The sequence below is a fragment of the Pseudomonas sp. S2_H10 genome, from assembly GCF_054668285.1.
The window spans coordinates 1,943,062-1,956,320 of the sequence record NZ_CP162754.1; the positions used below are offsets into that span (position 1 = coordinate 1,943,062).

Genomic DNA, 13,259 nt, shown 5'->3' on the forward strand with positions numbered 1-13,259 from the left:
GGAGCAATCACATGAACACACAACTAAAACCCACACTGGGCACATTGCATCTGTGGGGCATTGCGGTCGGGCTGGTGATTTCCGGGGAGTATTTTGGCTGGAGCTATGGCTGGGGCGTGGCCGGGACGTTGGGCTTCCTGGTGACCTCGTTCATGGTCGCCACCATGTACACCTGTTTCATCTTCAGTTTCACCGAGCTGACCACCGCCATTCCTCACGCTGGCGGCCCCTTTGCCTACAGCCGTCGCGCCTTTGGCGAAAAAGGTGGATTGATCGCCGGACTGGCGACCTTGATCGAATTCGTCTTCGCACCACCGGCGATTGCCCTGGCCATCGGCGCCTACCTCAATGTGCAGTTTCCAGCCCTGGACCCGAAACACGCGGCAGTCGGTGCCTACATCGTGTTCATGGGCCTCAACATCCTTGGCGTGAAACTGGCGGCGACCTTCGAACTGGTGGTCTGTGTGTTGGCGGTCGCTGAACTGCTGGTGTTCATGGGCGTGGTCGCTCCGGCCTTCAGCTTCAGCAACTTCGCGCTCAATGGCTGGGCCGGCTCCGACGTGTTCGGTGCTCCGGCGATTGCCGGGATGTTCGCGGCAATCCCATTTGCCATCTGGTTCTTCCTCGCCATCGAAGGCGCGGCCATGGCCGCCGAAGAAGCCAAGGACCCGAAACGCACGATTCCCAAGGCCTACATCAGCGGTATTCTGACCCTGGTGCTGCTGGCGATGGGCGTGATGTTCTTCGCCGGTGGCGTCGGCGACTGGCGCACCCTGTCGAACATCAACGACCCGCTGCCGCAGGCGATGAAAACCGTGGTAGGCGAAAGCTCGGGCTGGCTGCACATGCTGGTGTGGATCGGCCTGTTCGGCCTGGTGGCGAGCTTCCACGGGATCATCCTTGGCTACTCGCGGCAGTTCTTTGCCCTCGCCCGGGCCGGTTACCTGCCGGCATCCCTGGCCAGGTTGTCGCGCTTTCAAACCCCGCACCGGGCGATCATCGCCGGCGGCGTGATCGGCATCGCAGCCATCTACAGCGACGGCCTGATCAACCTCGGCGGCATGACGCTGACCGCCGCGATGATCACCATGGCCGTGTTCGGCGCCATCGTGATGTACATCATGAGCATGCTCAGCCTGTTCAAACTGCGTAAAACCGAGCCAAACCTGGAGCGCACCTTCCGCGCCCCCTGCTACCCGCTGGTGCCGTTCATTGCATTGATGCTGGCGGTGGTGTGCCTGGTGGCAATGGCCTGGTTCAACACCTTGATCGGTCTTATCTTCCTGGGCTTCATGGCGGCGGGTTTCGTCTACTTCATGCTCACCGCGCAGTTGCGCGCCGACGCACCGGCGGATGCGATGCTGACCGGACATTGAATGCGTTCGGGTGAACCTTGAACAACAGGCATAGAATGGGGTGATAGCGATGGAACTGCGATGATCCCCCATCACTCGAAATGCTATGCACGATCGGTTGGCGAATCCTCGCCCGCCTGCTTCTCAAGGAGAGTCCTATGCCCTGGTATGCCTGGTTGATTCTGGTCGTTGCCATCGGCTCGATCGTTGGTGGTCTGATGATGCTGCGTGACACCGCCAACAAGGTCGAACTGACTGAAGAGCAACGTAAGCGTGTCGCCGAACGCAATGCGGAAATGGACGCCAAGGAAGCGCAGGACCGCTGAATGAAAACCCCGCCTGCAACGGCGGGGTTTATTTTTACGTGGAATCTCCCGAAATCACGCCGCTTTGTACCCATATCGAAGCATCTGCATGCTTTTTAGAAGTAGAAGTACAGTCACCATGCAATTTTCATTGGTTAATATGGACCGCATTGATGCGGAGATATCAGATGCGTTACTCGCAGGACCATAAAGCCCAGACCCACCAACGCATTATCAAGGAAGCTTCAGCGCGATTCCGACGCGACGGCATCGGCGCGACCGGGCTGCAACCCCTGATGAAAGCACTTGGCTTGACCCACGGTGGCTTTTACTCGCACTTCAAGTCCAAGGACGAACTGGTAGAAAAAGCCCTGCAAGAGGCTGGCGTACAAGTCGATGAGTTGTGCGCGCAAATCTTCGCCGAGGAACACCCGCTCGAAGCATTCATCGACACCTACCTGTCCGAATGGCATCAAACCTCACCTCACGAAGGTTGTCCGTTGCTGACCATCTCTTCGGAACTGGGGCTGCGTGGCCAACCGAGTCCAACCAGCGACGCCGTGCTCCAGGCGCGACTCGATCAGATCCGCCACACCCTTGACGCAGAGCACAGCGCCGAGCGCAGCATCGTCATCATGTCCACGCTGGTCGGCGCCTTGCTGTTATCGCGCAGTGTTGCAGACGCCGAGTTTGCCCAACGGATTCTCGACGTCGCACGTGAACACCTCAAACGCTCCGCCCAGGACTAACCCTGCCAACGCTTGAACAACACGCTGGCATTGACCCCGCCAAATCCGAAGCCGTTGGACAACGCGTATTCGATGGCCATCGGCCGCGCACTACCATGAACGATGTCCACGCCTTCAGCGGCAGGGTCCGGGTTCTCGAAATTGAGGGTCGCCGGCACGACCTGGTCGCGAATCGCCAGCAGCGTAAAGATCGCTTCGAGTCCGCCCGCTGCACCGAGCAAATGCCCGGTCGCCGACTTGGTCGATGTCACGGCAATGCCGTTTTGCGCACCGAACAACGCCTTGATCGCCGCCAACTCACCCAGATCACCCACCGGAGTCGAGGTGGCATGAGCATTCAAATGCTGGACCTGAGCCGGAGAAACACCGGCCTGTGCCAATGCCAACGACATCGCTCGCCGCGCCCCACTGCCATCCTCGGGGCCGGCGGTCAGGTGATAGGCATCGGCGCTGGTACCGTAGCCGACCAGCTCCGCCAGCGGCTGGGCGCCCCGGGCCAGCGCATGGTCCAGAGACTCGATGACCAGCAGCCCGGCCCCTTCGCCCATGACAAAGCCATCGCGCCCGCTGTCGAAAGGTCGTGAAGCGCGCTCGGGTGTTTCGTTGTAGCCGCTGGACAGGGCACGAGCAGCCGCGAACCCGGCAAGGCTGACCCGATCGATCGCCGCTTCCGCACCGCCGCACACCGCGATATCCGCTTCACCCGCACGAATCAGCCGCGCCGCGTCGCCAATCGCCTGAACCCCGGCAGCGCATGCCGTGACCGGCGCGCCTAGTGGCCCCTTGAAACCATGCTGGATCGACACATGACCGGCCGCGAGGTTGACCAGGAATGAAGGAATGGTGAATGGCGACAAACGTCTCGGCCCACGGCTATCGGTGGTGCGCACCGCGTCGGCAATCGCGCCGAAACCACCCACTCCGGAACCGATGATGGTCGCCGTGCGCTCCTGGGCATTGGCGTCCAGCGCTTGCCAGCCGGCTTGCTCCAGTGCCTGACGCGCGGCTTCCATGGCGAACAGAATGAAGCGGTCCATCTTCTTCTGTTCCTTGGGCGGGGTTGCCCGGTCCGGATCGAAACCCGCCAGCGGATCATCTGCCAGCGTCGGCACCGCACCGCCTACCTTGGCCGGCAGGTCGGCAACCACCTCATCCGGCAGATTGCGCAGCCCGGAACGCCCGGCCAGCAAGCGCTCCCAGACCACTTCGACACCGCTGCCCAACGGCGACACCAGGCCCATGCCCGTTACAACCACACGACGATCTTTCATACCGCACACACCTCAAGCCGGTTGATGGCGCTTACCGATAACGGGAAGCGGCCTTGCTTTTGGAAAGGTTAGGCGCCATCACATGACGCGCCGCCACGAACGCCTCCCAATCCGCCGCATCGGGCAAAGAAGGAATGGTGACCAATTCACCCTGATCCAGGCCCGACAACGCCGCATCGACCATCTCCCCCGCCTCCATCACCATGTCTGCTGGTATCTGTGACGCATCGATGCCAGAGCGCTCCCAGATCTCGGTGCGTGTCACACCGGGCAGCACCGCCTGGAGCTTCACCCCGGTGCCGTCCAGCTCGGCGTTCAACGATTGAGTCAGGCTCAATACATAAGCCTTGCTGGCGCTGTACGTCGCATTGAAGCGCTCGGGAAACAATGCCACCACCGAAGCAATATTGATGATCGTGCCGCGCCCGGCCTTGGTAAAACCTGCTGCGGCCGCCGCGGCCAATCGCGTGACAGCGGTGATATTCAACTGGATCATGCGCTCCAACTGATCGAGATCGGCATTGGCCAATAATCCGTCCGCCGCCACACCGGCGTTATTGAGCAACAGGCTGATGCTCGAGTCGCTGCGTAATCGCTGTTCGAGTTGCAGCACGTCTGCTTTCTGGGTCAGATCCGCCTTCAGCACTTCGACCTTGATCCCATGCTCCGAGCGCAGCTTGCTTGCCGCTGCCTGCAGTCGCTGCTCGTCGCGAGCCACCAGCAACAAATCAAAACCGCGGGCTGCCAACCGCTCAGCGTAAACCGCCCCGATACCGGAAGATGCGCCAGTGACGAGAGCCGTACCTTGGGACTGAACTGAATTCATGACATTGCTCCTGAAGGATGCTGAATGACGCCTGACGCCAAAGCACTTCGGCGCAAGCAGTTTATATTATAGTCATAATCCAAACTCAATATGATAGCCGTAATTTTTTCCCCCGAGAAACACTCGGCTCTCGTCGGTGGCCCGGGCAAAATCAGAGTAGACCCTTAATGAACATGAAAGCGCGTCAAACCCATGTGATGGAATGAACGGTATTGCGTGACTTCCGACCAATGGTGGAGGGAATGAAACACGTGCTTTCAACGGCACCGAAGCGCAGGATCACACGTGTCGAATCAGTCTTTAATCCGCCTTGCGTTGGTAACTGCGAGCGTTTCTCACCCTTGCTGTTTGGTATCAAATGCAGGAAAATCCAAAAAAATTTAACCAGATGTAAATTTTCCAACCTGGATGACGATAATTTTCCGGAAACACTGTGGAGCGTCTGTCCAAATTTTTCAGAGCGTGTAATGAACATTCCAGTAAATACAATTGATACCCCTCGACACGACGTTGCTGAAGTAAAGGAGCTGATTGGTAGCATCTGGAGCCAACGGCCGATTGTTTTACTGTTTACTGCACTGACTGTTACCGCCGCCATTGCTTATGCCTTATTGGCAACTCCGGAATATGAAGTCGAAACAACTCTTCGACCTGTTCCAATGGCAGACCTGGACGAGTTGAATGAAGCCGGACTTTACAGAATCCAGCCAAATGAAGCGCTGAATAACATCGGCTCTTCCATGCAGTCTTATGATGTCCGCCTGAAGTTCTTCCAGACCAACCCACAGTTCCTTGCACCATTGCAGGCACCAGGGCAATCCATTGAAGAGGCATTTGAAAAGTTCAACGAAAAAGCATTTTCGCTTGAAAAAATCGACCCTAGAAAGAGCTCCAGCCTTACCGAAGCCGTTGGTCTTAGTCTCAGATACCCTCAGGGTGTAGATGGTGTAGGCATCTTGAAAGGTTTTACCGACTTCGTCGTCAAAGCCGAAAAAGAAAAAGTCGCTGCAAACCTGAAAACACTGATTGCCAACCGCATCGAGAATGTAGAAAAGAAACTGGAGTCAAAAAAATCCGTCTATGAGGCGGAAAGAGACTCCAAGATCGCGCACCTGCTGGAAAAAGATCAATTAAAGAAACAAGTACTTCAAGACGAACTCAAAGCACTGCGTCAACAACTGCAAAGCCGTCGCCAGAACCGCATCAAAGAGCTTGATGAAGCCATCGTCATCGCCAAGAAACTCGGCATCGTAAAACCCACCACGCCTTCGGCGCTGGGAGATGGAGAGCAGGCACATCAGGGCAACATGATCCGCACTGAAGTCAACAATCAGAAAATACCGCTGTATTTCCTGGGACAGGCGGCACTGGAAGCGGAACGCGCCACCCTGGTAACTCGTAATTCCGATGACTTCACCGAGCCGCGCATCGATGAAATTCAAAAAGAACTCAGCCTGCTGGCCACCAACCGCGAAGCGGCACTGCTCAAAGAACGCAATCATCCTGAGCTGTTTCTCAAGGAGTTCGCGGATATCCGCGGAGAGTTGACTCACTTGAAACAACTGGATGTAAACTTCGATCAGTTCAACCTGGTTCAAGTTGATAAAGATGCCACACCGCCTCTAGGGCCGATTAAACCGAAGAAAGCCCTGATCGTTGGATTTGGCCTGGTCTTCGGACTCATCCTCGGCGTCGGTGTCGCGATTCTTCGTCGCGCCCTGTTTTCACTGCAGGCATCTCGTCGCTAATTGTCGAGCGCTGCGCTTGCTCTGCAAGCGCAGCCGACTTGGTTAACGGACGACAACTTATTCGCGCAGTGCCACTGATGAAGTGATCGCCTGATCATTCCCGCTCAACCAGACATTAACGTTCTCGACACTTTCTTCCGACAACTTTCCGGCCCAACGATTCAGGATGAACAAGTTGGTTATAAAGTCGTATTGAGTCTTGAGCAGATCGCGACGTGCCTTGAATTCGTTCTGCACGGCGGTCAATACATCCACAGCATTGACCACGCCGTAAGTAAATGCCTTTTCTGCTGCAATGCGCGACTGCTCGGCCGAGGCCAGTGCATTACGATTGGCATGAATCCTTTCCACACTTGAGTCTGCAGTCAAATACGCGTTGGTCGTTTCCTTCACCACCTGACGGCGCGTCGCTACCAACTGCTGCTCTGCGGTGAGCTGATCCTGATACAACTGCCTTACCCGCGCGGACGTCGTGCCACCGCTATAAATCGGAATCTGTACCCCCACACCCGCGACATAGCTGTCGGTCTTCGGCGCCAACGAATTGTTGTAACCCTCGTTGGTCTGCTGTGCACTCAGGTTCAGATTGACTGTCGGATAGTGCCCGCCCTTACCGGAGCGCAGAGCAGCCTCGGCAGCGTCCTGAGCATTTTCACTGGCCTTGATCGCCGGATTGTCGGCGATCGCCAGGTTTACCCAGCTTTCCAGGCTTTCGGCGGATACCTTCAACTCGACATCATTGCGGACACGACTGAGCTTCTCTTTGACCGGTCGTCCGATAATTTCCGACAACGCAACACGGCTAAGGCTGACCTGGTTCCGCGCATCGACTTCCTGGGCCGCCAGCGAATCGACTCGCGCCTGCAGATCCAGCAAATCGGTAACCATCGCCAGCTGCTTGCTGTAAAGCGCACTCACCCGGTCGAGGTTTTTCTGGGTAGCCCTGCGTTCGGCCTGCACCAGCTCAAGCTCATCATCGGCAGCCAGTGCAGCGAAATAACGCTGCGCAAGGTCCACCGTTGCCTCGGCCTGAGCCTCCTTCGACTCGGAGTCCGCCTGCTTTGCCAGGCTTTTATAGCGCTGGTAGTTTTCCCAGGCAGCCTTGTTGTACAACGGCTGGGTCAAGCCCACCGAATAGTTACGACTGTTGTAGGCCTCGTCGACTTGAAGGTTGGTCTGCTTGATCCGGTTGTAACCGGCATTGGCCGTTACCGAGGGCAACAGACTGCCGAATGCCTGGTTTTGCTCTTCGAGCCCGGATTGAGCCTTGGAGTAGGAAGCGATCACACGGGGGTCTTCCAGGCGTGACTCACGGTACAGCTGCATCAAGTCAACCGAGTAGTTCTGCTTGCTGACCGAAGCCGTTGGCGGTGTCGCGACGGGCGCTTCGACAGCGTGAACAGGCAATGCCATCGAGCCCAACACCAGGCAGGGAAACAGGCGCACGATCACTCCTCGATCATCGACTGGGCGATAACGTTACGTGCCGGCTGCAACAAGTACTGCAGCATGGTGCGCTCTCCGGTGTTGATCAATACGTCTGCCGGCATGCCCGCCAACAGCTTGCGGTCACCCAGTTTGCGCGCTCCTTCGCCCGTCACGCTGATCCGGGCCAGGTAATACGGCGCACTGGTTTTCTCGTTGATCAGGCGGTCGCCGGATACGCTCGTCACTCGACCTTCGATGACAGGAGTCGTAGCCGTGTTGAAGGCGTTGAAGCGAATGTCCGCCAACTTGCCGACAGCGATTCGGTCGATGTCATTGGGCGAAACCTGCGCCTCAACCACCAGATCGGAAACCGATGGAACGATATCCAGCAAGGGCGTCGCAGGGCGCACAACGCCACCGATGGTGTGAACCGTCATGCCGATCACCATCCCGTCATCCGGAGCGCGGATAACCACCCTGCTCAGCCGATCCTCCAGCGCCGAGGCTTTTTCCTGCAAGTCGTAGGCCTTGGTCTGGGTCTCTGCCAACTGTTTGGTAACGTCGGCGTTGAAGTCCTTGTCGATCTGCAGGATCTGCAACTGGGTTTCGTTGATCTGCAACCGGGTCTTGATGTTTGTCGAGCGGTGGTCCGCCACTTCGGACTTGAGCAAGTCCAACTTGCGCGCTTGTTCCAGCATTCGCTGTTTATCGACAAACCCCTGGGCCAGCAATTCTTTCAGTTCGGCAATTTCGCCACTGTAGGACTCTTGCAAGTTGGTCTTGGTACCGATCATGGTGTCGGTTCCCTTGATTTGCTGGTTCAACTGACCAATACGCTCTTGCAGGACCGAGATCTGTCCAAGTCGCGAGCTACGCCTTGCATTGAATACCTGAGTCTCGCCGTAACGCGCCTCGGCACTTCGCTGATTATCGGAAATGAGGTCCTTCGGGAATGCGATCGCCGGCAGGTCATCGCGCTCGGCGAGCAGGCGCGCCTCCATTGTCCTGGCAGCAATCAACTGACTGCGGGTCATTTCATACTCGGAGCGCAGTTGAGCGTCATCGAGCACGATGATCGGGTCGCCTTTTTTCACGACATCGCCATCATGGGCAAGCAGGTCCTTGACGATCCCGCCCTCCAGATGCTGCACCGTCTTGCGATACGTTTGCACGGTAACGACGCCCGGCGCGTAAGCCGCGCCGTCGAGCGGAGCAAACGTCGCCCATCCGCCAAACAGGCCGAACGTCACGAATACAATGAGAAATCCCTTACGGCGTACGGATCCGTCGGACATGGGCAGATCTGCGAAAGTATCGGCAGGAGTGGTGAGCGTGCGGTTCATCGATAACTTCCTGTCAACCTTCGGTCGAAGCGACTTCTGTACCTGCCCGTGCGGCGGGCTTTTGCTGGGCGGGCAACTGTTGTGCATTGAGTTGCGCGAGGACCTGATCCCGCGGACCGTACAAACTGATGGTGCCGGCGTTCATCACCAGCAAGCGGTCGAGCTGGGCCAGAATCGAGGTCCGGTGGGCGATCACGAAAACCGTTGCCCCGGTGAGTTTTATCTGTTGCAACGCCAACGCCAGCGCGCGCTCGCCGACTTCGTCGAGGTGAGCGTTTGGCTCATCCAGCACGATAAGCCGCGGGCTGCCATAGATTGCGCGGGCCAACCCGATGCGTTGCCGCTGCCCGCCCGACAGATTGATGCCCCCCTCGCCGATGACCGTGTCGTAGCCGTCGGGCAGCATCAGAATCATTTCATGGACACTTGCGGTCCTGGCCGCCAGCACCACCTTGTCGGGATCCACGACACCAAAACGCGCGATGTTGTCGCTGATAGTGCCTTCGAACAATTCAATGTCCTGCGGCAGATACCCGAGGTGTGGTCCCAATTGGCCTTTGTCCCAATTGGCGATATCGGCAGTATCCAGACGGACGACGCCATGCTGCGGCTTCCACACGCCCACCAAGGCCTTGGCGAGCGTCGACTTGCCCGAGGCGCTTGGGCCGACGACACCGATCATTGCACCGGCCGGTGCGTTGAAACCGATGCCTTTGATGATCGGGGTCTTGGCACCGGGAGCCCCCAGGGTGAGGTTCTCGACCGTCACATGACCGATCGGAGCGGGCAATTGCATACGCTCGGGTTCGGCACTTTGCTGGTCGAGAATACTGTTCAGACGCGCGTACTGCGAACGGGCCGCGATAAACCCCTTCCAACTGCCGATCATCAAGTCCAGAGGGGCCAGCGCTCGGCCCAACAGCACGGAACCTGCAATCACCAGCCCGGGGTTGATCTCATGGCTGACCGCCAGATAAGCGCCAAGCCCCAGAATCAGTGATTGAACAAGCAGGCGAAATGTTTTTGATATCGAGGTGATGATCCCGCTGCGGTCACTGGCTCGGGATTGCAACAGCAGCACTTTCTTGTGGCGCAGACTCCAGCGCGACATGAGGGAGTCAAGCATGCCCATGGATTCGATCACTTCGGCATTGCGCAAATTCTTGTTGGTTTGCAGCGTCGAACCAATGCTCTCTTTATTGGCCGCTGCCAGAACCTTGCCCGTGGATTGCTCATTGATACTGGCCAGCGCCAGCAAGATCACCGCACAACCGATCGCCGTCCAGCCAAACCAGGGATGAAACAGGAACAGCACCGCGACATAGATCGGCAGCCACGGCGCATCAAAAAACGCGAACAGGCCATTCCCGGACATGAATTGACGCAGCCCGGTCAGGTCGCTGAGCGGTTGGGCCGACGCGTCCTGGCCACCGCTGTCCAGTGCCCGCTTGAAACTGGCCCGGTAGACATCCCGGCCGAGCAGGACGTCGAGCCTGGTGCTGACACGGACCATGATCCGCGAGCGTACCCACTCCAGCAGCCCCATCGTCACCAGCAGGAAGGTCAGAATAATGGTCAACATGGCCAGCGTCGTCAGGCTGCCGCCCGTGACTACCCGTCCGTAGACCTGAAGCATGTAGAAGGTCGGGACCAACATCAGTGCATTGATGAACAGGCTGAAAAAACCCACCGATATGAAACTGCTCCTGCAGGCCCTCAGGGCTACCTGCAAGCTGTTTTCGGGCGTACTGCGTATCATCTCGGAACTGACAACCTAGTGTGTTGATCGGGGATTGCGGGGCGCGCGAGTGTATCACCTGAGCAACGTTTGCAGAATGAAATCGCCACTATCCTGGCTGGGTGATGCAGTCGACGAGCAGCGCTGGTCGTGACTCTCTGAGGTGTCATGATTCCGCTATAGTCAGTATGGGTTATTTAACATAGCGGCCAAATGACTGTAATATATGTGAAATTATTGGCCTGCAACGCCGTTTACAGAGCGATTCGGGTACAGGGAGCGGCCACCCAATCATTGCGGAGTCAATTTTGACCAATTATTTTGCTTTACTCGCCAATATCGTCCGACAAGAAGCGGCTGCAACGGGCATGCTGATCCAGGATGTGGCGCGTGAACTACTGTCCAACAATACAACTCACTCGGATGGCGCCTGGTGGGCAGTCCACGGCAATGACCCTTATTATTCCGCCGAGCAAATTTATAAAACCGTCACAGGTGACCCGACTGCGGAACGCGCAGAACTTCTGTGCGGTAACATAGTTAACGTATTCAACGGCCTCTGCTCGGAGCTAGGCCTGCAAAAACGCACCATCTGGACGTACTCAGACTCCCAGGGATACTTCCAGGGACATACGTACATTGAAATTTTCAATACCACAACCAACAAGTGGGAAATCCAGGACGCGGACTATAACGTCTATTACACCGACGTTCGCACGGGCGAGCGTGTCGGTGTCAAAGACATGATGAACGCAGACGATATTGAAAACTTCATTCCTCATAATTCCAGTGTATCCGGATGGTCAGAGACAGGTGCAGAAGGCTTGCGCCTGGCCAATCTCTATGCAGCGCAAGTCATCACTACAGAGCATAAGCTCTATACCAGTAGCGACAGTCTGAGCGACACCTTGCTGGCCAGCATTTCCAACTCCCTCAGTGGAGTTTTTGACTATACGGTAGTGGCCGCTGCGGGCGATCCAGCCGTCACGCACTTTACCGATAGCAACGCAACCACCGAAAACTCACGAGCCACGATAACAGGGACCGCGGGTGCGGACTTTATTTCATATGACGGCAGTTCGATCAGCCCGGTGTTTGCCAATCTGATCGGAGGAGAGGGTAATGACACGCTCGCTCTGCATTTTTCCGCTGGTCAACTCTATGGCAATGCAGGCAATGACGTCCTGATTGGCGGAATGCGGGCGGATCTCCTGGTCGGCGGTACAGGTGATGACTACATGTCCGGCGGTGCCGGTGCAGACCAGTATGCGTTTTCCAAGGGCGACGGCTTCAACGACGTCGTCGACAGTTTCGGTGTAGGTGCAGATCAACTCGTTTTCCTCGGCGTCAGCGGTGCCGGCGGTACAGGCCGCACACAAATTTCGCAAAGTGATTTCAACTTGAGGATCGATCAGACAATCACCGATGACGGCGTCTATCTTCGTTATGACATCGATGGCGATGTACGTTTTGATGGAGGGATGTTGCTCGAAGGCCGTACGACTCTGCTCACCGCCAGCGACGCTACTTTCATTTTCAACGCTGATCCGCTCAAAGACTTCAAAACCGTGGCTGCCACTGGCAATGGCGGTTACGGGTACGCCGATCAAATCTTCGGCGGCAGCTCGGCAGACAAGATCCTCTACACCGGCACCTCAGGCGCCATACTGGCTGGCAGTGTCACCGGCTTGAACAGCGGCAATGACGTCATCCAGTCTCGTTCGGATGCAAATTGCTCGCTGAACGGTCACGATGGCAACGACGTATTGATCGGAGGTAACGGAAGCGACTTCATCGTCGGCGGTACCGGTAACGACCTGTTGATCGGCGGAAACGGGCACGACTTCTTCACATTCACCGCGGGTTCGGGCTCAGACACCATCCAGGACTTCAAACAAGGTGAAGACACCCTGTATATCTACGGCTGGACGGCTTCGACCAAGGCCGTGACGCAAACGCTGCAAGACAACGGGCTGCTTGTGACTTTCGACACCGCCGGCGATGGCGCTCACGGTGGCAATATCACGCTACTGGGCCAGACGACCTTGCTGAACAATACCGACATGTTGTTTGCCTGAGTCAGGGCGTTAGTTTCTCCAAAGAAAAAGGCCGATCAATGATCGGCCTTTTTCGTTTCTACAACACCTCAGTTCACTTCGATCCTGTCGCGGTTGCGGTCAAGAATCGCTTTGCCGATGCCCTTCACTTCCAGCAACTCGTCAACGGATGCAAACGCACCGTTACTATCACGATAAGCAACAATCGCTTTGGCCTTGGCCTCGCCCACTCCAGCCAGCTCGCGTTGCAGCGTAGGTGCATCAGCACTATTGAGATCGACCTTGCCGAGTGGTGCCGTGGCGGCCACATCCTGCACCAGAGGCGCTTTCATCACCTCCGGCGGGTTAGCAGGCGCGGCGATTGCCGTAAGGGAGGCGCTGGCGAGAAGGGCAAAAACCAGAGAGTGGAAACTGCTTGTACGCATTAGTGAAGCTCCAT

The 13,259-nt window shown here is 57.0% G+C and carries 11 protein-coding genes; 5 read left to right on the plus strand and 6 right to left on the minus strand.

The features are described from left to right. Nucleotides 1-11: 11 nt before the first annotated feature. The 3 genes from eat (at nt 12) to AB4O16_RS08490 (ending at nt 2,409) form a co-directional block, all read left to right on the plus strand. Nucleotides 12-1,376: an ethanolamine permease gene (gene eat, locus AB4O16_RS08480; protein WP_160386015.1), complete on the plus strand. Its 1,365-nt coding sequence runs from the start codon at nt 12-14 to the stop codon at nt 1,374-1,376. Nucleotides 1,377-1,513: 137 nt separating this feature from the next. Continuing rightward, nucleotides 1,514-1,681, plus strand: coding sequence for a DUF2897 family protein (locus AB4O16_RS08485; protein ID WP_079246726.1), 168 nt, complete (start codon nt 1,514-1,516; stop codon nt 1,679-1,681). A 167-nt stretch (nt 1,682-1,848) separates the two neighbouring features. Beyond that, nucleotides 1,849-2,409: a TetR/AcrR family transcriptional regulator gene (locus AB4O16_RS08490; RefSeq protein WP_460157520.1), complete on the plus strand. Its 561-nt coding sequence runs from the start codon at nt 1,849-1,851 to the stop codon at nt 2,407-2,409. On the opposite strand, the gene fabF is transcribed toward AB4O16_RS08490, so the two are convergent. Both fabF and AB4O16_RS08500 read right to left on the minus strand, forming a co-directional pair. Then, nucleotides 2,406-3,680 carry a beta-ketoacyl-ACP synthase II gene (gene fabF, locus AB4O16_RS08495; RefSeq protein ID WP_160386013.1) on the minus strand — a complete coding sequence of 425 codons (1,275 nt, stop codon included), beginning with the start codon at nt 3,678-3,680 and terminating at the stop codon, nt 2,406-2,408. The two genes, AB4O16_RS08490 and fabF, sit on opposite strands and share 4 nt — an antisense overlap. Nucleotides 3,681-3,711: 31 nt before the next feature. After that, nucleotides 3,712-4,506 carry an SDR family NAD(P)-dependent oxidoreductase gene (locus AB4O16_RS08500; RefSeq protein ID WP_160386012.1) on the minus strand — a complete coding sequence of 265 codons (795 nt, stop codon included), beginning with the start codon at nt 4,504-4,506 and terminating at the stop codon, nt 3,712-3,714. A 242-nt stretch (nt 4,507-4,748) separates the two neighbouring features. On the opposite strand from AB4O16_RS08500, the gene AB4O16_RS08505 reads away from it, so the two are divergent. Then, on the plus strand, nt 4,749-6,254 hold the full coding sequence (locus AB4O16_RS08505; RefSeq protein WP_460157521.1) for a Wzz/FepE/Etk N-terminal domain-containing protein: 1,506 nt from the start codon (nt 4,749-4,751) through the stop codon (nt 6,252-6,254). A 57-nt stretch (nt 6,255-6,311) separates the two neighbouring features. Here the strand turns inward: AB4O16_RS08505 and AB4O16_RS08510 are convergent, their stop codons facing one another. Genes AB4O16_RS08510 through AB4O16_RS08520 form a run of 3 tightly spaced genes read right to left on the minus strand, consistent with a single transcriptional unit; the run spans nt 6,312 to nt 10,781 of the window. Next, nucleotides 6,312-7,700 carry a TolC family outer membrane protein gene (locus AB4O16_RS08510; protein ID WP_460157522.1) on the minus strand — a complete coding sequence of 463 codons (1,389 nt, stop codon included), beginning with the start codon at nt 7,698-7,700 and terminating at the stop codon, nt 6,312-6,314. Nucleotides 7,701-7,702: 2 nt separating this feature from the next. After that, entirely contained in the window at nt 7,703-9,025 is a 1,323-nt protein-coding gene (locus AB4O16_RS08515; RefSeq protein ID WP_160386011.1) for an HlyD family type I secretion periplasmic adaptor subunit, read from the minus strand. Between the two features lie 13 nt (nt 9,026-9,038). Beyond that, the gene (locus AB4O16_RS08520; RefSeq protein WP_160386010.1) at nt 9,039-10,781 is read right to left on the minus strand and encodes a type I secretion system permease/ATPase; all 1,743 of its coding nucleotides are present in this window, start codon (nt 10,779-10,781) and stop codon (nt 9,039-9,041) included. Nucleotides 10,782-11,071: 290 nt separating this feature from the next. Between AB4O16_RS08520 and AB4O16_RS08525 the strand changes: the two genes are divergently transcribed. Then, complete coding sequence (locus tag AB4O16_RS08525) at nt 11,072-12,841, plus strand: calcium-binding protein (RefSeq protein ID WP_460157523.1); 1,770 nt, start codon at nt 11,072-11,074, stop codon at nt 12,839-12,841. A 68-nt stretch (nt 12,842-12,909) separates the two neighbouring features. On the opposite strand, the gene AB4O16_RS08530 is transcribed toward AB4O16_RS08525, so the two are convergent. Further along, nucleotides 12,910-13,245: a ComEA family DNA-binding protein gene (locus tag AB4O16_RS08530; RefSeq protein ID WP_460157524.1), complete on the minus strand. Its 336-nt coding sequence runs from the start codon at nt 13,243-13,245 to the stop codon at nt 12,910-12,912. Nucleotides 13,246-13,259: the final 14 nt, after the last annotated feature.